Genomic DNA, 21,233 nt, shown 5'->3' on the forward strand with positions numbered 1-21,233 from the left:
GATCTAAGGATAACGGAAACCTTTTAGGTTTTTGTTATCCTTATTTTTTTTATCTAGTATCTGTAAAGTCGTCTGTTCTCTGGAGCTGTATTCCTGTGATAGCTATAGAATTGAAATAATATTGTACTTTTGCGTAACTAACAAATACTTACCCTTAAGTTTTTCTCTCGGATGCATTTAGTGGATCGTGATATTGTACAGGACTTAATTGCTGGAAATCGACTAGCGTTTAAAACGGTGTATGATAGATTGGGGGGAGGGGTGTATAGTGTGGCGGTGCAGATTACAAAGGAACCGTTTTTGGCGGAAGAGGTGGTGCAGGAGGTGTTTACAAGATTGTGGCTGCATCGTGATAAAGTTGATGCGGAAGGCAATTTGTGGGTTTTTCTCTATGTTGTTGCCAAACGTCTTAGTATAAATAAATTAAGGTCTGCAAAAAGAGCCAAGATAGCACATGATGGTCTTGCGGAGCAGGTTACGGATGTAGCAGACTCTTTTGAGGAACATATATTTTACCAGGAGCTGGTCAATCTGTTGAATCTGACTATTGCTGATCTGCCTGAAAAGCAGCGGCAGGTTATCGAAATGAGCCGTAATGAGGGATTGACGCACCAACAGATCGCAGAAAGGTTGGGGATCTCTCCAAATACGGTCAATAATCATATAACCCGTGCTTTAAAGCAACTAAAAACGAAGCTTAAAGGAAAGAACGGGGATCTCTATATGGCTTTTGTAACTTTCTTTTTCTAAATATTCTTTTTTCTGCAAAAAAAATCGCGAGGAGTAGTTATGCTCTTTTTTTGCGGTGTTCTTCTAATAAAAGCAATCTGAATTTTGGGTACAACAAGGTTTAAAGAATTATGGGTAAAGTATAATGCGGGAACTCTTCTGGACGAAGAGCGTATTGTATTTGAGGAGTTATTGTTGTCTTTGAGTGAAGCGGAGATCAGTAAGGCGATCGATGAAATGATTGAGGTCGATATGGGAATTCACTATGCAAGTGATGCTGTGTTCGAGCAGATTGAAGCGCGTGTTGGCAAGGAGGAACCGCGGAATACGCGTCGGTTTGCTTGGGTGCGTTATGCTGCTGCGGTCTTAATTGCAGGAGTACTGTCTGTCGGTATTATGAAATTGGATTTTTGGAAAGCGGAAAGTACCCTAGATGTGACGACAATTCCAGTGGATATCACTTTGCCAGATGACAAGGCTTTGGTCAAACTGGGGGATGGCTCTGTATTTGTCGTCAACGATTCGCTAGATAGGCTGGAAACAAAAGATGTCGCTGTACAGCGAATAGGTGAAGGGGTATATCGTTTTGATGTGTTGGCTGAGCCGGGGGCAAAGGAGGAATTTTTATCTTTCTCTACGCCTAAGGGAGTGTCTAACCAAGTTATTCTGTCGGATGGTACAAAAATATGGCTTAATTCATCATCGCAGCTTTTGGTTTCCTCAAATTATAAACGAGGTACACGTAAGGTAAAATTAGTTGGTGAAGCATATTTTGATGTCGCTAAGCAGCCGAATTCTCCTTTTGAAGTGGAGTCAAAAGAAACTAAAATTTGGGTTTTAGGGACGGTGTTTAATATTAGATCTCTTGCAGATCAGTCAGAAACTAAAACGACACTATCTGAGGGTTCTGTTCGGGTGTCGCATAAGAATAAGCAGTTGGTGTTGAAACCTGGGCAGCAGGCTATCACCTTGGAGGCCGACGATAGTATAACCATCTTGCAGGTTGATGTGGATCAGGAAGTGGGATGGAAAGAGGGATATTTCCGTTTTTCTGAACAGCCTCTCGAGGTGATATTGAGCGAGTTAGCGAGATGGTACGATATTGACGAAGTGGTATGGAAAAAACGAGTGCGGTCGAATATTACGTTAAGTTTTGGGCGTACGAGGAGTTTGTCGGATATATTGAAACGAATAGAGCGTGTAGCGAAAGTCCAAATTGAGGTAGAAGAAAGGAGGATCATCGTGAAATAAGGGCCTAAATGATATGAAATAGGTCAGCTCGTTAACAGAAAACGGAAGTGCGCTAACACTTCCGTAAAAAGGGTGTTAATCAGCTGATTGTAGCGAACAATAACTAACTTTTTTAACAACCACATTATTTCAAATGTATAAATTATTGACCACAAATGCGGGCATTATTTTGTCGCGCATGAAGAAATTTATTTTCATCATGAAACTTGTCTTTACGGGATGGCTACTAATGCTTCTCCAGGTTAGTGCATCGACTTATGCACAAAAAGTATCAATCCGAGTCAAGAATGCAAGCTTGAAAGAGGTGCTGAGCCAAATTCAAAAACAGACAAAGTATGATTTTATTTATGATGCCGAGCACATCAAGGCGCTGAAGCCAATTAATATGCAGGTGTCTGATGTAGACTTGAAGGATGTGCTCCATGAGTGTTTGAAAGGACAAGGCTTTGCTTTTTCTTTGGATAACCAGGTTGTAGCTATCGAACGAATAGCGGTGAAACCAGTTCTGGAACAGCAGCAATCGATAAAGGGAATCGTAATGGATGAGTCAGGGAAGCCATTGGCGGGTGTTTCCATACGGTTGAAGGCAACAAATATAAACTTGGCACAAACAAATGCTCAAGGAGAGTTTGAGCTGCCAAGCACTGCTTTTAATCAGGTAGTTGCTTTTAGTTTTTTAGGCTATAAAGTTAAAGTGCAGCGTTTGAGCCCTCGAGCAAATGCATACTCGATTCGAATGGAAACAGATGAGGGGGAACTTGAAGAAGTAGTGATATCTACAGGGATATTTAAAAAAGTCGATAAGAGCTTCACTGGTGCCTCGACTACAGTTACAGCTAAGGAACTACAGCAATTTGGAACTCGAAATCTAGTGACTTCGTTACGTAATATTGATCCTTCCTTCAATATTTTGGAAAGCAATCTTTATGGTTCGGATCCCAATAGGATGCCCGAGATCCAGATCCGTGGAAACTCCAGTATTCCAAATGTAGGGGATCTGCAGAATGAATCGCGGGCAGGGTTGAATACACCATTGGTGGTTTTAGACGGTTTTCAGTCTTCTCTAAAGAAGCTGCTCGATATCAATGAAAATGATGTGGAATCGATCACGATTCTTAAAGACGCTGCAGCGACTGCCATGTACGGATCGCGTGGAGCCAATGGGGTAATTGTGATTACAACAAAACAACCTATCGCAGGTAAGCTTCGGGTTAGTTTTGGTTCTAACTTTAATATCGAAAACCCAGATTTGACAGACTATAACTTGTTAAGTTCGAGAGATAAATTGGCATTAGAGAAGATGGTCGGATATTATGACGTGCCAAACGGACCTGCTGCGGATATCTCTCGAAAAAAATATTATAATTATATTCTTAATGAAGTAAACAGAGGCGTAGAGACAGATTGGTTGTCTATCCCACTACATACAAGTATGGGGCAACGTCACCGCCTAAGGTTGGAAGGGGGGGATAACGAATTACGTTATTCTGCATCGGCTCAATACAATAATATCTCTGGTGTAATGAAGGGTTCCAGCCGGAATATCTTTAATGGAGATATTATGTTATCGTACCAATTGAGCAATTTTAGGTTTAGGAATAATACACAGATTGCACAGGGGAAATCCAAAGAATCTCCTTACGGCAAGTTTGGTGATTATACTAAACTAAATCCCTATTGGACGCCTTATGATCAAAATGGTAAAGTATTAAAACGATTAGGGGATCCGGGAAATGGAACCTATACGGGAATCTGGGCGCAGCTTCCTACAAATCCGTTATATGATGCATCGCTCAATACCTATGATAAAAGTGAGTATTCTGAAATAATTAACAATACATCTGTGGAGTGGGATATTACCTCTGATGTTGTATTACGGACGCAGTTTGGATTGACTAAACGTATTACGCAAAGTGATAAGTTTCGTCCCGCAGATCATACAGCTTTTGCAGATTATGGCCCTGACGACTTATTTAGACGTGGTGATTATACGTATGGTGTAGGTAATAACCTTAACTATGACGGAAGTGTAAATTTAGCTTATAACAAAGTCTTTAATGATAAGCATAATATTTATGCGGCGGGGGATTTTAATATACGTCAGATCCGAACGGTGGATTATAGTGTGTTGGCGGAAGGCTATACGAATGCGCAGCTTGATTTCTTTGGTTCGGCTTTGCAATATGCAAAAGGAAAAGCTCCAGAGGGGTTCGAGGATTTTAATAGGGCTTTGGGCTTTAGTGGTAATATAAGTTATAGCTATAGCGATAAATACTTTACTGATTTCTTATTTCGGAGGGATGGCTCTTCTCAGTTTGGTTCCAAAAGGAGGTTTGCTCCATTTTGGTCTTTTGGACTTGGGTGGAATATTCATGAAGAAAATTTCATGAAAGATATCTCTTGGGTAAATAGGTTGAAAGTTCGAGGTTCTACAGGTATTGTTGGAGCGCAGAACTTTAATGCATACCAAGCGATGACCGCTTATAAATATTATTCGGGGGAAAGTTATTTTTCTTGGCCTGGTGTTTACCTTTTAGGTTTAGGGAATGATGAATTGAGTTGGCAACAAACGAAAAAAGATAACTTTGGTATTGATTTAGAACTATGGAATAGACGTTTAAAAATAAGGACGGATATCTACCAGGAAACTACCGAGGATTTAGTGTCATCAATTGATTTGCCAGCTTCAAATGGCTTCCCGAGTTATGTGGAGAATGTTGGTCGGATGAGAAATCGTGGTTTTGAAAGTCAGTTGACCTTTGTTGTGCTGAATAATACAGATGGGGTTTATTGGTCCGTAACGGGGAATCTCTTACGGAATAAGAATAAGGTGCTAGAGACATCGCAGGCCCTAAAGGATGCATTAACAGCTGTAAAGAACAATTCAACTTTGCCAGGAACGGTATACGAAGAAGGATATTCATCCAATACGATATGGGTAGTACCATCGCTAGGGATAGATCCAAGTAATGGAAAAGAAGTATACCTAGATAGAAATGGAAACCCTACAAACAACTGGGACGGGAATGATGTCGTAGCAGCGGGATCGACGGAGGCAAAGCTCTTTGGGAACTTTAGCACCATGGTCCGCTATAAAAACTTTACGATGAATGCTGTTTTCCGTTATACTTTGGGTGGACAACAGTACAATAGTACGCTGGCCAATAAAGTAGAGGCTTCTGACTATAAATATCAGATGGATGAACGTGTGTTCTTAGACCGTTGGAAACAACCTGGAGATAATGCTTTTTTTAGAGGGGTGCAGGTAACTACGCCAATCTATAAGACTTCTCGGTTTGTGCAAAAAGAAAATACACTGGTTTTATCCAATGTAAACCTGCAATACGATTTTAGGGCGCAGGCGTGGATGAATCGTATGGGACTATCGCATCTGAATATCGCAGGAAATATATCAGAACCGATGTATCTCTCGACGGTAAAAAGAGAGCGTGGAACAAACTATCCATTCTCTAGGCAATTTTCGTTAAGTTTTAGTGCTACATTTTAAAATATAAATAGATGAAAAATTTAATCTATACTCTTCTTATCGCATCTCTTCTATATACGTCGTGTGATAAATACCTGGATGTAGAACCTCGTAGTCAGATTGAACTGGATAAGTTATATAAAGAAGAAAAGGGATTTCAGGATGCCCTCTCAGGAATATATATTCTGATGAAGCATGAGGATTCTTATGGAGCTCGTATGACGCAGACAACGGTTGAAAATCTAATCTCCAACTGGGATGTAACAGCAGGAACGGTGGAACAAAAGTTGGGTCTTTTTTCGTATACGGATGCGGATGTAGACAAGGCCCTTTCTGCTATTTTCTCAAAGCAATATGCTACAATAGCAAGTGTAAATGCTTTGTTGAACAACATTGATGAAAGAAAGTCTGTTTTCAAAACAGAGGGCTTATATAATCTGATAAAAGGAGAAGCCCTCGCAATAAGGGCTTATGTTCACCTCGATATCTTACGGCTCTTTGGTCCTATCCCAACAAGTCCGGCAGAAGGAAGTAGATTGGCTTATGTGACTCAGTTTTCAAAAGCAATCAATGCGCATGTAGAGTTTGAAGAGTACAAAAAGATGCTGTTAAAGGATATAGAAGAGGCTACAGCGCTATTGAAAGAAGTAGACCCTATCCTCCATTACTCGGTCTCCGAACTGAGGGAGCCGAATAGAGTAGGTGGGGGCGGCTATAGAGCAGAGAATGATTTTTTTGCCTATCGTACACTTCGTATGAATTACTATGCGGTAAGAGCACTTGAGGCGAGAGCACAGCTCTGGTTTGGGAATAAAGAACAGGCTTATATCGCTTCAAAAGAGGTGATAGGTGCCGTTAATAACAATAATAGTCCCAAATTCAGACTAGGCAGCAGTTCAGATATGAATGCAGGTGATTATGTCTTGAGAGAGGAACATATTTTCGGATTATATGACAGAGCAATGTTTGACTGGTTTGGAATGCGTTATTCAAATGGCGTATTGAAGAAGGGGACAACCGTGACATTGATTAAGAATACACTATTTGGCAATACAAATACAGATATCAGAGAACAGTCTTTGTGGATTCTCAATACACTCTCTAATGGAGCTAAAGCACATGTCATTAGGAAATATGAAGCCAAGGATCCAAAAACAGTGTCGATGAATACGGACTATAAACAGATCCCGATGTTGCGCATGAGTGAAATGTATTTGATTGCTGCAGAAACAACCTCTTTTACAGAAGGTATTACTTTACTGAAGGAGTTTCGGGATACTCGTAGTCTTAAATTGACCAATCCAAGCAATGATTTAGAACTAAAACGAGAAATCATTAAGGAATATCGGAAAGAATTTTATGCCGAAGGGCAGGGGTTCTTTAACTATAAGCGAAATAATGTAGCAAAGGCCGATTTTCTTTTTATACCCAATGCTGCTACAATAAATTACGTACTTCCGCTACCAAAGGTAGAGCCTGTAAAATAATAATTGTATAAACACTAAAAACATGAAGATGAAAGTCATACAGAATATATTTCTTTTGGGCGTTTTGTGCTCCCTCTTTTCTTGTAAAGAGGCGGAGTTTATGCCCTATAAGGATGTAGATCGCATACAGTTTGGACCGATGGATCCAGCAAAAATTTATTGGAGTGATTATGAGAAAATATGGAAGCTAAGCGATACAGCAAAAGCGTACTCTTTCTATACCGAGGAGGCTACCAAATTAGTGGATACAGTCTATTTTCGTATTTATACCTTGGGTAAGGTACAGAATTATGATAGGGCATTTAAGCTCATGCAGAGTCTAGTAAAAGATGTGGATAATGCGGTGCCAAATAAACACTATCAGGCCTTCGACGATTCGAAGGGAGAGCAGCTTTATGTGGTGAAAGCAGGACAATCGTACATGAGGGTTCCTGTGGTATTATTAAGAGATGCTTCTCTTAAATCTAAGCCTTATACCTTACAGTTTGAAGTGGTAGCGAACGAGCATTTTCAACAAGGAGCTCCAACAAACACATGGCGCAGAGTACTGGTAGGTGATCTTTTGTTACAGCCAGCTGCTTGGGATGACTATGCTACAAAGTACTTCTGGGGAAAATATAGTAGGGTGAAACATGAGTTTATGATCGAGGTTACGGGATTGAAATGGGATCAGGAGATGATGTCTAAGCTGGAGTTTGACCAATCGAAGCACTTTGGTACGGAATTGAAAAAAGAGTTGGCGCTTTATAATAATGCGCATCTAGGCGAACCCAAAGTAGATGAATTCGGAGATTTGATTGTATTTCCATAATAAACTGAAAGTAGACATGAAAAGAATAAATATAATAGGTGCTCTCGTCGTGTTGCTGACGTTTGGGCTAATGGGATGTGATAAAGATACGAACAGCAATGACCTTGCTGAGGCAGAAGTCATCAAAGTAGAAGGACTGCAGTCAAGCTATAGTGTGATTACGGATGTCGATGTGTTGGATATTAAATTGGATGTAACCTCAAACCTTCCTGATGCTCAATTTGAGTATGTATGGGCTATCTACCCCACGAGTGCTGAGGGTGCACTATATCGATTGGACACGATTGCAAGGACAAAAGATTTGAATTATGCCGTTAAATTGGCTGCTCAGGAATATCAATTGGTGAGCATCGTGAAAAATCAGAAGACTGGACTGGCAAAGTATACGGATGTCCCTCTGGTGGTCAATACGGAATATACCCGAGGATGGTATGTGTTGAAAGATGATGGCATCAATTCGGATTTGGATCAGTTTTTTACAGAAGGAAGTATTGTACCTAGTGGTAAGAAGAATGAGAATGTTTTCAGTAGTGTAAATGGACGGCCTATTGAAGGAAAAGGATTGAGACTTACTTATTTTTCAGATTACCGATCAACAGTTGTAACAGAAACCCCTGCGAATACCAAAACACTGTTTGCAGGAACAGAAAAGAATATTTCTGCGATTCATATTAATACACTGAAAGAGTTTAGGGATAAGAATACTGTTTTTTGGGGCGCCAATGCTGTAAACAAGGATATGGTAACCTTTATGGCTTCGTCAACATGGTATATGATGAATAATAACCATATACATGGTATTTCAGGACCAAATTCAGGTTTTTTTGGAAGTTCGTCTATGCGCGATGATAGCAATACACCACATGAGCTATCACCTTATTTTTTAACTTCTGGGAATACTACTCCTTTTTTATTTGATAATACAAGCAGTTCATTTGTCTTTGCGCTGAATGCACCTGCAGTATTGTCGAGTATGACTGATAAGGCCGATACAAAACTCTCTGCAAAGAACAATAATCAAAGAATGTTGTACATGTCGTATCAAGATAGATTGTACGATGGCAACCTGTATAAATGGTTTGCGCGAGGATGGGCTTTGTTTGAGGATAAGACGACTTTGAAGAAGACTTTGGGGTATTTGGAACCTAGAGATGCACAGATGTCTATAACGACCTATCCAGTGGATGTAAATGCGAAGTTGAACAATTCTTCAAAACATACTCTCCTTATCGAGTCGGAAGGCTTTATGTATTTCGTGCACAATGGTAGGGATGTGTATAGCCATGCGTTGACGAGCGGAAATGAGGTGCTTCAGTTTTCGGTGCCAGGCAATGAGGAGGTTACTTTTATACGGCATCGTAAGTATAGTGAAACAAACTACGGTTACGACTATGTGATGATCGGAACAAAGGTTGGACCTAATTATAAGGTACGTATGTTTCAAAAGCAGGCAGGTAATCTGTTGTCTACTCCTGTTTTTGTATTGGAAGGAAAAGGGGCTGTTAGAGACGTCATGTATATATCTCCAACAGTAAGTACATCTACGTATCCAACGGGTTATTAAATTGGAGCTAAGTGCTTTTGTGAATATAAAATAATGTTAAACAGATTGCCCCAGACATAAACTGCGTTTGGGGCAATGTTTTTTAGAAAATGAAGAGAATATATAACTGGTTAATGGTGTGGTACTGTGTTTTTCTTATGCCACACTTGTCTATCGCGCAGCGGGATAGTTTGTCTGTCAAGTTACACCTATCGGGGGAATCAGATAATACACCATCGGAAGCAGTACTCGTTTTTACTGATGATAATGGGAATAGGTATCGCTTTTCAACAGTTGGGAAGGAGAATCGTTACGAGATAAGGGTGCCTAAGCAACAGCGTTGTACAGAAGCTGTGTTACAGTTGGAATCGAAGAATGGAAAGCATAATCTGGCAATGGCTAGACCATTGTCTTTGTTGATAGATAGCATTGATGTTTGTGTGGATGCTTTGGCTACTGAATTGGAATTTGCGATAGTCTCTGGAGGCAAAGAAAATGAAAGTTATAGTGCACTGAGGATGTCGACAGCAGAAATAAACCGAAAAATGCAAGAACTGTATTTGCCTTTGAGCAGACAAGAGGTGAAAGCGAGCTCTGCTGAAGGGGAGTTTATTTTTAAAGAGATAGCTGCCCTAGCTCAAAGAGAGGCAGAGTTACAAAAGGCTTTTATTCGAGATAACCCATCGCTTTACGTCAGTATGATGTTATTGTATAGGATGAAAAATAGATATACTTCTGGCGATTATGCTAGTGCATTTGAGGCATTGGATAGGCATTATAAGGAGACAAAGATGGCCGTTGAAATGGCGGCAATGATTCAGAACGAAGCTGTAACATCAGTTGGTACACCGGCTATTGGATTGAAAGGACTACATCGCAGGGAATTAATTTCAAGCTGGAAGATTTGAGAGGACAGGTGGTGTTGATTGATTTTTGGGGTAGTTGGTGTGGTCCTTGTAAGGTTAGTATGCCACACTTGAAAGGTTTGTACAGTAAGTATAAAGAGAATGGATTTGAAATCGTTGGGATAGCGCAAGAACACGGTAAGACTCTTGAGGTATCTAAAAATAGTTGGAATAATGCAATTGGCGAATTAGGGTTGGAGTGGATTAATGTGCTGAATAATGATGGAAAGGAGCAGTTTGATATTGTCAAAGCTTATCATGTAAGAGGATTTCCTACTAAGATTCTTTTAGATGAAGAGGGAAAAGTGCTTTTGCGCGTAACTGCTTCGGCAACGAATGATATAGACCGAGCCCTACAGGATATTTATGGTTTTTAGGGGAATATTAGAGAAGCAGTATCGGGATAGCTGCATGGAGCACTCTTCTTTTTTGGTAAGATACTTTGAGCAAATTTCTTATTTTTAAAATAAGAATATAAAAATCATGATTTTATCCCAAAGGAGACTCGCGGCATTGATTGCCATTCTTGCATGGTTTGCGGTGATTGTACAGTTCGTGATGGGGATTGGTAATAGCTCCTTGACTGTAGGCACCTATTTGGTGCGTTTTTTTAGTTATTTCACGATATTAACGAATCTAATGGTTGCTGTGGGATATACAGGTCTATTGCTGATGTCAGGAAATTGTATTGGTGTTTTTTTTAGAAAAAGTACAACATTGACGGCACTAACGTTGTACATCCTATTGGTCGGACTTGTATATAATGTGGCACTGCGTTCTTTGTGGCATCCGGAGGGGATTGCTAGGCTTACGGATGAGCTCTTGCATTCGGTAATACCTTTGCTGGTTTTGGGTTACTGGTGGCGTACCCGCGCTGAAGGTAATCTGCAAGGGAGGAATCTGTGGTCATGGCTTATTTATCCCCTTATTTATCTGTTTTATACACTATGGCATGGGGCTATTTCGGGGTTCTACCCATATCCATTTGTGGATGTTGATGCGTTGGGGATGACTAAGGTGTTAATGAATTGTGGAGTCGTGGCGGTGATAATCGGCTTACTTGGGACGCTATTGATAGGCATTGTGCGTTGGCAAGCTAAGAAGCCTAAAAATAGGCTTTAGTGGCATTCTGAATATGCCGTAACGTAATTGATACGCGTATTTGTAGCAGGCAAAATTGAAAATATCTAATTTAGCCCCTGGTTACGATGTAATCAATTACTAAATTTTAAAATGAAAAAAACAGTATTAACAATGGTGCTTGCATTACCACTAGCGGTATGGGCACAGCAAGGAGCTTTTAAAATCGAAGCTCAGGTAAAAAAATCAAATGATAATGCGAAAGCATATTTATCATACCGCACGGGCAATGGTATGTCGCAAGATAGCGCTGTCGTGAAGAAAGGTAAGTTTTCTTTTGAAGGAACAGTAGAGGGACCTACACAGATGACGATTACTTATGCGCCAACAGGTGTGTTGGATCGCCGTGCAGCGCAAGGGGCAGACTCTTATAGCTTATATATTGATAAAGGAACTGCTAAGCTAGTGGCTACAGACTCTATAAAGAATGCGGTTATTTCGGGAGCACCATTAAGTGTTGAATATGCTCAATATGCGAAATCTCTAGAGCGCTCTACGCAAGGTTTGGCGGCTTTGGATAAAGAGTGGTATGGCGCTACTGATGAGCAACGTAAAGACGGCAAGTTGGCTGAAAAATTGAGAGGTATGGCTGGACCATTGATGGAGGAGAAAGAGCGTGCGCAGAAAGATTATTTAACGAAAAATCCGACCTCTTATTTTGCATTGTTAGCATTGCAGGATCTTTCAGGTTCGCAGCTTGATGTTGCTTTTGCAGAACCGGCCTATAATAAATTGAGCGCAGAGGTGAAAAGTACTCCTGCAGGAACGGCTTTTAATAAACGTATTATCGCTGCAAAAGCTACAGCTGTAGGAGCGATGGCACCAGACTTTACACAAAATGATGTAAATGATAAGCCTGTAAAATTGTCTGATTTCAGAGGTAAATATGTGCTTCTTGATTTTTGGGCTTCTTGGTGTGGTCCATGCCGGATGGAGAATCCAAATGTAGTAGAGGCATACCATAAGTTTAAAGATAAAAACTTTACGGTATTAGGCGTTTCTCTAGATAATCCAGGAAAGAAAGATAACTGGTTGAAAGCTATTGCTGATGATAAGCTAGAGTGGACAAATGTAAGTGATCTACAGGGATGGAAGAATGCGGCTTCGACATTATATGGTGTACGTGGTATTCCTCAAAACTACTTGATAGGTCCTGATGGGAAAATCGTTGCGAGCAACTTGAGAGGAGAAGAATTACATCAGAAATTGGCAGAGCTGTTAAATTAAGGATAGCCTGTATACGATGAAATAATAGGGGGAGGTGTCGCAAAACACTTCCCCCTATTGTTTTTGCAATAGTATGCTAATGGAAGTAGGGTGTCAGCGAAGTCGATTGTTTGATTCTTATCAGATCGTGCAATTGTATGGGTTTGACCATGAAATCGATAACCATAGGATAACTCTCTGCTCTTTTCCTATCTTTAGGATCAATAGAAGAGGTGATGATTACTACAAAGAGGTTCTTTGCATTTTCAGCTTTCAGCTTGTCTAGCACTTGCCATCCATCTACTAAAGGCATGTTGAGGTCTAGAAATATAAGGGAATTTTGGGAGACGCTTTTTTGTGTATGCCACCATTGGAGAAACTGTTCTCCTTCTTGAAGGCATACTGGGGTGCTAGAGATCTGGGTCTCTTTGAGCATGATTGTCATTAGAAAATGAAAAATCTTATCGTCGTCAACAATAGCGGTATTCAGTTTCATAAGGTTTATTCTTTATCGTCAACAATTAACCGTTTTTCTCCAACAGTTTTATTTATAATTTCATGAATAACAGCATCTAGCTCCTGGGCAGAATGATTTAGAGCATCAAATAGCTGTGGCTCTATACTCCCTTCGTTAAATCTTTGTTTCAGATGTACGACTAATGCGAGAATACGTGCTAGCGGTGCTCGTACTAGGTGAGACTGCGCAAAGGCGATATATTTTAAGCTGTTGTGCTGGTTCTCTACCTTGTCCATATAGGCAAGCTTTTCGGAGACATCCTTTGCTACACCACGTACCCCGATACAGATACCTTCAACAAAATCTGGTTGTCCGATCAATAAGAGCCAGCGCTTATTCCCTTTGGCCGTAACGATACGGAGTAGCTTCTTGAACATCTTCTTTTCGATTACAGCTCTGTTTACAGCTTTATAGAAGCTCTTCACTTCTTCCTCGCTGCAATAGAATCTTTTGGTAGATTGTAAGTCCGGTTTAAAAGAGTCCGGTACTTCCAAGATGTCTTTAACTCCAGAAGACAGTTCGATGGTCTGATGTTGGGTGTTGACCCACCAATTGCCATACTGAACTGATTTTTGGGAATCATTATAGAGTTCTTCTAAAATGACTCGTTGTGTTACGTTGGAGAGGGTGCGGATGATATATATGACTTCTTCCCGGTCGTCTAGAATCGGAATATGATGTATTTCGTAATAGCGTACATCCAAAAAGGTGGTCTCTGTGTTGAGAGGATACACCAGTTTGTGGACTCCTAGGTTTACTTCTGTCTTTTGCGTTAATACGGACTCAAAGCAAGTGAACCAATCATCGTCAGAGATGTAAGGATTAATAGGGTAAAGGGAAAAGAAGTTTTTGCCCTGTATGTCTTTTAAATCCAATGCACCTAGGGCGAGATACCCATCGTTTGCGTTAACGATATCGAATCCGTGTTCAGTTACCTTAAGTATAACAGAAGGACACCTCATCGATTTAAAAAACTGGATGTATTCAAACGCTCTCACCATTATAACTTATAATTAAAAATTACGATGTGCCCAGAGACCGTTCGATTTATCCTAAATCTGCCATAAGGGAGACATCGTCAAAAGCAGACAAGGCCTATGGGCTGGTCGGCTTTATGTTTTTTCATAGATAATTCAGATTTGTGAACCTGCGGAAGTTGCACAAACAGAGAATCTTAATGTCTATTCTCCTGAAAAATTATAGCTAAATATACTTGAATAAAATGAAAACAAAGGATTCTTTTTAGTTATGTGTACAAAAAATAGAAAATCAGGGCGTATATGTCATTTTTCCAATGCGTATTCGAACGAAGATGTTGGAGATATTTATTATCTTAGTATATATATTTACCTATGTAGTTAAGTGTTTTTTTGTCGTACGGAATGTTGTACGATTGTTTGCTAAAGCTCTACCAAAGAAGCTGTATATGGATAAAGCATATGAAAAATTGCACGATACGTTGATGTTTTATGGCGTCGACTGTGTGCTACCATACTATATCTCGTCTGGTAATCCCATACCGGAATTTCCTGAAACATCTTTTCGGGTCGATTATTATGCTGTCTGTGTCTGTGTAGAAGGGCAGATAGAAATAGAAATCGATAATTTGCAGTACCATTTGTCAGAAAATGAGTTTTTGGTGCTTGCTCCTTCGACGGTACTTCGGTTTGTACAGACCAGTGGGGAGTTAAGAATGAGGCTCCTTCTTTTTGATAAGAATTTTTTACTGAAGAATATAGCGGATCCTTTCTTTTTGGATAAAATGGGACTGTTTACAGGACGGTCATTTTGTGTGATTCGTTCAAATGGAGATGACGCGAACCGGATATTTTCACTGATGGAGTATCTGAAGGAAGTCAGTGAGCGTAATGGAAGATATACATTGGATCTGGTACGAACGCTTATATTTAATGTGCTGTTGGAGGTTGCCGAAATAGTTGTTAATGAAAAGCAGACTTCAGATAAAACTTTGGAAGAGGGCAATTGTTTGTTTTTCCGGTTTATGGAATTGGTCTGTAAGCATGTGGGACAGCATAAGGATGTGGCTTATTATGCTGACTGTCTATCTGTGTCCAATAAGTATCTTATAGCCATGGTGAAACGGGGAGCAGGAAAGACTCCTCATCAAATTATTGATGAATATATATTAAAAGAGGCGCTAGCACTGTTAGGAAATCCAGAAAAGACGGTGTCTGATGTGGCGTATGCAATAGGTTTTAATTCTGTTTCGGCTTTTGGACGCTTTTTTAAGAAGCACAGTTATGTGTCACCTTCTGAATATAGGCGGGCCCAGCTCAGTGGTCAGGAAATCTAGTATAGCATTCGCGAATTTGGGGATAGCAAGAGCGACTTATAATGCTGTAATTTTACGTAAACGTTAAAATAGTAGGTACTTATGAAAACAATCACTTCAAAATTTGACAAAGTATTGCAAGCTTCTTCAAGCAATGGCAATGTGCAGCATCAGCCTGATGCGAGTCAGGAGAGACAGCGGAACATCCCGGAGAAGTCGTTTCCTTTTTCGGATCAAATCGGAAACTATCAACGGAATAAGGGAATTCCCTCCAAGTCTTATCAAGATAGTAAGGTGTATATTATAGGTAGTGGTATTGCGGGGATGGCTGCTGCATATTATTTTATCAGAGATGGACATGTTCCGGCAAAGAATATCGTTTTTTTGGAGCAGCTGGCTGTAGAGGGAGGGTCTCTAGATGGGGCTGGTAATGCAAAAGAAGGATATATCATTAGAGGTGGACGTGAGATGGATATGACTTATGAAAACCTATGGGACATGTTTCAGGATATTCCAGCATTGGAAATGCCAGCTCCTTATAGTGTTTTGGATGAATACCGTTTAATTAATGATAACGACCCGAACTTCTCGAAGGCTCGCCTAATTCATAACAAGGGAAAGGTTCAGGATTTCAGTAAGTTTGGGCTCAATAAGAAAGATCAGCTAACGCTGATTAAGCTTCTATTGAAAAGGAAAGAGGAGCTGGATGATATTTCTATCGAAGAGTTTTTTGGAGAATCTTTCTTGTCCAGCAATTTTTGGACATTTTGGCGTACGATGTTTGCCTTCGAAAACTGGCATAGTTTATTAGAGTTTAAACTGTACATGCACCGTTTTTTGCATGCTATCGATGGCCTAAATGACCTGTCTGCCTTGGTATTCCCGAAATACAATCAATATGACACATTTGTAACGCCACTGGGACGGTTTCTGAAAGATAAGGGGGTAGAGATACAGTTCAATAATCTGGTAAAGGATCTCGATATCCATATCAATACAGAAGGGAAAACGGTAAAGGCAATTATCACGGAGCAGAAAGGTAAGGATGTGATCATCCCTTTACGTGAACAGGATTATGTCATTGTGACTACGGGGTCGATGACAGAGGATACCTCTTATGGGGATAATACGAAGGCCCCTATTGTTGAAATTGATAATACAACCAGTGGGCAGAGTGCGGGATGGAAAATATGGAAAAATCTTGCAGCTAAATCGAGTATTTTCGGTAACCCGGATAAGTTTTGTAGTAATATTGAAAAGTCTTCTTGGGAGTCTGCGACGCTCACTTGTAAGCCATCAGCACTTATTGATAAATTAAAGGAATATGCTGTCAATGACCCGTATTCGGGAAAAACGGTGACCGGTGGAATCATTACGATAACGGATTCGAATTGGCTAATGAGTTTTACTTGTAATAGGCAGCCGCATTTTCCGGAGCAGCCAGATGATGTTCTGGTGCTGTGGGTATATGCACTCTTTATGGATAAAAATGGGGATTATGTGAAGAAGACAATGCCCGAATGTACAGGTAATGAGATCTTGGCGGAATTGTGTCATCATTTGGGTATCGTGGATCAGTTGGATGATGTCATCGCAAATACTATCGTGCGTACGGCATTCATGCCTTACATTACATCGATGTTTATGCCTAGGGCTAAGGGGGATAGACCTGCGGTGGTGCCGGAGGGCTGTAAGAACCTTGGCTTGGTCGGACAGTTTGTCGAAACGAATAATGATGTTGTTTTTACAATGGAAAGCTCTGTTCGTACAGCCCGGATTGCAGTATATGAGTTATTGAACCTGAATAAACAGGTGCCCGATGTGAGCCCGCTTCAGTATGATATAAGGCACCTGTTAAAGGCTGCAAAAACACTTAACGATGATAAGCCATTTGTTGGAGAAGGACTGCTTCGTAGAGTATTAAAAGGAACTTATTTTGATCATATTCTTCCATGGGAAGAGAAGGATGAGCAAGAACAAGAGTCTTTTATTGGAGAGCATCTTGCTAAATTTAAGGACTGGCTTAAGACTATCCGAGGTTAATCTCGGATGGTATAATGATTTAAAAAAACGGATAAACTATGGATATAAAAAATGTAACAGTAGCTGGTAGCGGAGTACTGGGCTATCAAATAGCTTTTCAATGTGCCTTTCATGGATACAATGTAACGGTATATGACATCAATGATGAGGTGCTGGCTAATGCAAAAGCCAAGTTTGATATTTTAGCAGAGGCATTTAAGCGGGATCTGAATGCATCACAGAGCCAACTGGAAGAGACGAAGGCTAGATTAGCGTATAGCGCTGATCTAGCTGTAGCAACCAAGGACGCGGACTTAATGATTGAGGCAGTGCCGGAAAGCCCACAGATAAAAATTGATTTTTACCATAAGCTCGCGAAGGTGGCTCCGGAGAAAACAATCTTCGTGACCAACTCGTCGACATTATTGCCTAGTCAGTTCGCGAATGAGACGGGACGCCCTGCTAAGTTCCTTGCTCTTCACTTTGCCAACGAAATCTGGAAGCATAATACGGCTGAGGTCATGGGGCATCCTGCGACGGACAAACAGGTTTTTGATACCATAGTGTCTTTTGCAAAGACGATAGGTATGGTGGCACTACCGCTGCATAAAGAACAGCCGGGTTATATCGTCAATTCGCTGTTGGTGCCTCTGCTGACAGCAGCTACGAACCTGTTGGTGGGCGGAGTGTCTGATGCGGAAACGATAGATAGGACTTGGATGGTGGCAACCGGCGCTCCATTGGGACCTTTTGCGATATTGGATGTCGTAGGGATTACAACGGCGTATAATATTAATAAGATGGCTGCGGAGGCGACAAATGACCCATTGAAGGTGAAAACGGTGGCTTATCTAAAAGAGAATTTTATTGATAAGAATAAGCTTGGGGTATCGACAGGGGAAGGGTTCTATACTTATCCTAATCCAGCGTACAAGGATAAGGACTTCTTGAAGTAGGGTATCATAAAGTCAGCGTATGAATAGCCACAACGGGTTGTCTGTTGTGGCTATTTTTTATAAAGGTGGTTCTGACTACCCGGTGGGGATGTCTTCTTTTTTAAGAAGATACCGGTATATAGTTCCTCCGGCAATAGCGCCCAATATCGGTGCAAGCCAGAATAACCATAATTGTGACAGTGCCGCTCCCCCGACAAATAGAGCCTGTGATGTACTGCGGGCAGGATTGACCGAGGTGTTTGTTATTGGTATGGATATTAGATGGATGAGTGTTAAAGCAAGGCCTATGCTAAGACCTGCAAATTTTCCATTAGCCCATTTGTCAGTAGCGCCTAGGATAATGATTAAGAAGAAGGTCGTGAGTAGAAATTCGGCCAGGAATGCGGCTCCGACACTATAGCTACGCTCGTGATAACCTGGCATCTCATAAAAATTGGTGGCGAATGCTCCTGGCCCCTCAGTAGAAAAAGACCCCGAACCGTTAAGTATGGTGTAAAGACAACCTGCGGCAGCGATAGCTCCTAATAGCTGGGAGATAATGTACGGTGCCAGATCTTTTGCGGAAAAACGCCCTCCGATAAGTAAACCTACGGAGACAGCGGGATTAAAGTGACCTCCGGAGATATGGCCTACAGCATAAGCCATCGTGAGCACGGTGAGACCAAAGGCTAAGGAAACGCCCAGTAAGCCAATTCCTATGTCGGGAACGCCTGCCGCAAAAACAGCGCTGCCACAGCCTCCGAAGACTAACCAGAATGTGCCGAAAAATTCGGCGAATAGTTTTTTTGTCATGACTTTAAAAATTTATACCTGTTATTTAAGAATATGTTGGTGTTGAAATATTTCTTTTGATGAAATATTTTAATGTTAAATGTAGGTAAAAATAAGTAAAGAAAAAGTAGGTTTTTGTCTACAGATAGAATGTGTTGTGTGAATCAAAAAATCCCGCTGGGTTTTAGCCAGCGGGATGAACAAAAGAGTATGTAGTTTATTTATTGTAAACGATTGGATATGGCGTCAACTACCGCTTGGTCGGTTGGGAATTCGCCAGCAACGGATCCGGTAGATCGTTTATTGCTAGGCGGTTCTTCGCCATATAGTGTATCCCGTGCTACCACAACCTTGTTGCCCATATCAAAGTAGCTGATGATATAATTCCGCTGATAAGCTTTATCTTTTTGGCCGAGTTTGCTGATGTACTCACCACGTTCTAACATATCTTGAGCAATGACGACCAGTCCTTTGACATCTTCTCCTGGATAGTTGGCGGCAGTACCTAGCTTTTCGTTCCACTTCGCTTTATAAGTTATTCCCAGTTCATCATGACCGCCATTTTCAATAACAAGATAATCCTTTTGCCAGGTAGGTTTTGCGGGCTCTACAGGATATTTGTATATGGATAGGTGATCCGGAAAGTATTCTAAAATACGTTTAGAGAGGTTTAATGTCTGCTCTTTATCGTTTTCTATGTTATTCAGGACACTGTAACCCCAGATGGTAATACCGGCTGCCGCAATCACGATCAAGCTGATCAGGATATAAATGGATTTTTTATTGTTCATAGCTTTTTTTCGATATTAATCTAGATAAGGAACCTGAACTTTCATATTTGGATATTTCTCTCCCAGCTTTAAAAGAAAGTCATTTGCTATAGTATTCTCTTGTATTAGTTTTTGGGTATTCATCGAAAACATGCTGGCAGTCGTGGTGGCATAGGTGAAAACTAAGGCTGAGAAAAGTACAAGCTCGATAGGTTGCCCATCCGTTGGCAAAGTTATTCTATAGGCTTTTACATTATCACCTTTTTGTTTGGCGAAAGCCTGCATGGTGCCTTTTTGGGGGATTTCTTCGAGTGTAGCTTGCGTTAGTCTTTCCTTGTCGAATACCAGATGATTGCTGATGTCGCCCTCTGTATCTGTGTCTAAAAGATGAAGATCGTCGCCGCTCAAAAGTAAATATTTAGGAGTCTGCACGGTCTGGTATCTTACGGTGCCGAGCGTTGCAGCACTTCTTAAAGAGTCTTTTAAGCCGTCTTTTATCGCTGACTTATTACTGTAGTCTAAGTTGGCAAAATTGAATGCGTCGATTGGAAGATTGCCCATTTGTTTCTGAAGATAACTATACTCTCCACCCAGAAAATTGTCTCGATAAGTTGTTGCTTTTTGCAGCTCAGCCTTGAAGTCTGTATTTTGTAGTGCTTCTTTTAGTTTTTTCTTTTTGGCATAGGTAAAATACATAATCCCTCCGTAGACAAGGACAAAAGCAGCAATGATTAATATTACTTGGATACTCATGATTTTTGTTGTTTAATGGTTAAATATTTTTTGGTTCTATTTTCTTTTTCTTTGAAGGGATGAATCCCCAGATGATAAAGGCTATGAGCGCTAAACCGACTAGTTTTCCACCATATTGGGTGTAAAACGGCAACTTATTGAGGTTGCTCGATTTCAATTTCTGCTCAATTAATAAGGCTTCTAATTCCTTGGCAGGGATATCATAATACTCCTTTGTTTTTTCATCATAACCAACAAGCTTTGGTGCTACAGTGATGTACAATGGAAGTAGATATGCGATATTAAACTCCGTGTGCAGTGTTGCTAGATCCAGATAACTACCGTTTTCAAGTTTGAACTCATCGGTATCAGGTAGGTCATGGACTTTGTTAAGTACTTCTCTTTCTCCGAGAGGAATTTTAACTCTTGCTAGTGAAATACTTGAGATCCCCATAAGCATAGCTAATACAAGGATGATTTGTTTTAATGATGCCATATCTTGATTTGATTTCAAACAAAATTAGAAAGTACTATTTAGAAAAGGTAAATGGTTTACAATTCGTCAATAGCGTTTTATGAAACGTCTGTTGAAAGCAGAAAGGATAAAGCGGGG

The 21,233-nt window shown here is 40.5% G+C and carries 19 protein-coding genes; 13 read left to right on the plus strand and 6 right to left on the minus strand.

Annotation, left to right across the window (positions count from 1 at the left end; translation table 11 throughout):
- The first annotated feature begins 171 nt into the window (after positions 1–171).
- The 10 genes from CLV99_RS22845 (at position 172) to CLV99_RS22890 (ending at position 12,580) form a co-directional block, all read left to right on the plus strand.
- The gene (locus CLV99_RS22845) at positions 172–750 is read left to right on the plus strand and encodes an RNA polymerase sigma factor (protein WP_133586846.1); all 579 of its coding nucleotides are present in this window, start codon (positions 172–174) and stop codon (positions 748–750) included.
- An 84-nt stretch (positions 751–834) separates the two neighbouring features.
- On the plus strand, positions 835–1,980 hold the full coding sequence (locus CLV99_RS22850; protein ID WP_133586847.1) for a FecR family protein: 1,146 nt from the start codon (positions 835–837) through the stop codon (positions 1,978–1,980).
- 178 nt (positions 1,981–2,158) lie between these two features.
- Positions 2,159–5,488 (plus strand): SusC/RagA family TonB-linked outer membrane protein, encoded by a 3,330-nt coding sequence (locus CLV99_RS22855; protein WP_162850199.1) that lies wholly within the window; start codon positions 2,159–2,161, stop codon positions 5,486–5,488.
- An 11-nt stretch (positions 5,489–5,499) separates the two neighbouring features.
- Positions 5,500–6,954: a RagB/SusD family nutrient uptake outer membrane protein gene (locus CLV99_RS22860; protein ID WP_133586849.1), complete on the plus strand. Its 1,455-nt coding sequence runs from the start codon at positions 5,500–5,502 to the stop codon at positions 6,952–6,954.
- 22 nt (positions 6,955–6,976) lie between these two features.
- Positions 6,977–7,765 (plus strand): DUF4843 domain-containing protein, encoded by a 789-nt coding sequence (locus CLV99_RS22865; protein ID WP_133586850.1) that lies wholly within the window; start codon positions 6,977–6,979, stop codon positions 7,763–7,765.
- A 16-nt stretch (positions 7,766–7,781) separates the two neighbouring features.
- Positions 7,782–9,329, plus strand: a complete 1,548-nt coding sequence (locus CLV99_RS22870; protein ID WP_133586851.1) for a PKD-like family lipoprotein — start codon at positions 7,782–7,784, stop codon at positions 9,327–9,329.
- Positions 9,330–9,418: 89 nt separating this feature from the next.
- Entirely contained in the window at positions 9,419–10,216 is a 798-nt protein-coding gene (locus CLV99_RS22875) for a hypothetical protein (RefSeq protein WP_133586852.1), read from the plus strand.
- Positions 10,213–10,590 (plus strand): TlpA family protein disulfide reductase, encoded by a 378-nt coding sequence (locus CLV99_RS22880; RefSeq protein WP_162850200.1) that lies wholly within the window; start codon positions 10,213–10,215, stop codon positions 10,588–10,590. Before CLV99_RS22875 ends, CLV99_RS22880 begins: the two co-directional genes overlap by 4 nt.
- Before the next feature lie 106 nt (positions 10,591–10,696).
- A complete protein-coding gene (locus CLV99_RS22885) occupies positions 10,697–11,335 on the plus strand; it encodes a Pr6Pr family membrane protein (RefSeq protein ID WP_133586854.1) in 639 nt (212 codons plus the stop codon).
- A gap of 111 nt (positions 11,336–11,446) precedes the next feature.
- Positions 11,447–12,580, plus strand: a complete 1,134-nt coding sequence (locus CLV99_RS22890; RefSeq protein WP_133586855.1) for a TlpA disulfide reductase family protein — start codon at positions 11,447–11,449, stop codon at positions 12,578–12,580.
- 76 nt (positions 12,581–12,656) lie between these two features.
- On the opposite strand, the gene CLV99_RS22895 is transcribed toward CLV99_RS22890, so the two are convergent.
- Both CLV99_RS22895 and CLV99_RS22900 read right to left on the minus strand, forming a co-directional pair.
- Entirely contained in the window at positions 12,657–13,055 is a 399-nt protein-coding gene (locus CLV99_RS22895) for a response regulator (RefSeq protein WP_133586856.1), read from the minus strand.
- Between the two features lie 5 nt (positions 13,056–13,060).
- Positions 13,061–14,077, minus strand: a complete 1,017-nt coding sequence (locus CLV99_RS22900) for a PAS domain-containing protein (RefSeq protein WP_133586857.1) — start codon at positions 14,075–14,077, stop codon at positions 13,061–13,063.
- A 425-nt stretch (positions 14,078–14,502) separates the two neighbouring features.
- Between CLV99_RS22900 and CLV99_RS22905 the strand changes: the two genes are divergently transcribed.
- The 3 genes from CLV99_RS22905 to CLV99_RS22915 all read left to right on the plus strand — a co-directional run bounded on the left by CLV99_RS22905 (position 14,503) and on the right by CLV99_RS22915 (position 18,347).
- Complete coding sequence (locus tag CLV99_RS22905) at positions 14,503–15,390, plus strand: helix-turn-helix domain-containing protein (protein ID WP_133586858.1); 888 nt, start codon at positions 14,503–14,505, stop codon at positions 15,388–15,390.
- Positions 15,391–15,471: 81 nt separating this feature from the next.
- On the plus strand, positions 15,472–17,412 hold the full coding sequence (locus CLV99_RS22910) for an oleate hydratase (RefSeq protein ID WP_133586859.1): 1,941 nt from the start codon (positions 15,472–15,474) through the stop codon (positions 17,410–17,412).
- A gap of 38 nt (positions 17,413–17,450) precedes the next feature.
- A complete protein-coding gene (locus CLV99_RS22915; protein ID WP_133586860.1) occupies positions 17,451–18,347 on the plus strand; it encodes a 3-hydroxyacyl-CoA dehydrogenase in 897 nt (298 codons plus the stop codon).
- 75 nt (positions 18,348–18,422) lie between these two features.
- On the opposite strand, the gene aqpZ is transcribed toward CLV99_RS22915, so the two are convergent.
- From aqpZ to CLV99_RS22935, 4 genes are all read right to left on the minus strand, one after another.
- Complete coding sequence (gene aqpZ, locus CLV99_RS22920; protein WP_133586861.1) at positions 18,423–19,139, minus strand: aquaporin Z; 717 nt, start codon at positions 19,137–19,139, stop codon at positions 18,423–18,425.
- A 200-nt stretch (positions 19,140–19,339) separates the two neighbouring features.
- Positions 19,340–19,909 (minus strand): hypothetical protein, encoded by a 570-nt coding sequence (locus CLV99_RS22925; RefSeq protein ID WP_133586862.1) that lies wholly within the window; start codon positions 19,907–19,909, stop codon positions 19,340–19,342.
- A gap of 15 nt (positions 19,910–19,924) precedes the next feature.
- The gene (locus CLV99_RS22930; RefSeq protein WP_133586863.1) at positions 19,925–20,641 is read right to left on the minus strand and encodes a hypothetical protein; all 717 of its coding nucleotides are present in this window, start codon (positions 20,639–20,641) and stop codon (positions 19,925–19,927) included.
- A 19-nt stretch (positions 20,642–20,660) separates the two neighbouring features.
- Complete coding sequence (locus CLV99_RS22935) at positions 20,661–21,116, minus strand: hypothetical protein (protein ID WP_133586864.1); 456 nt, start codon at positions 21,114–21,116, stop codon at positions 20,661–20,663.
- Positions 21,117–21,233 lie beyond the last annotated feature (117 nt).

Source organism: Sphingobacterium yanglingense, from assembly GCF_004363245.1.
GTDB classification, from domain to species: domain Bacteria; phylum Bacteroidota; class Bacteroidia; order Sphingobacteriales; family Sphingobacteriaceae; genus Sphingobacterium; species Sphingobacterium yanglingense.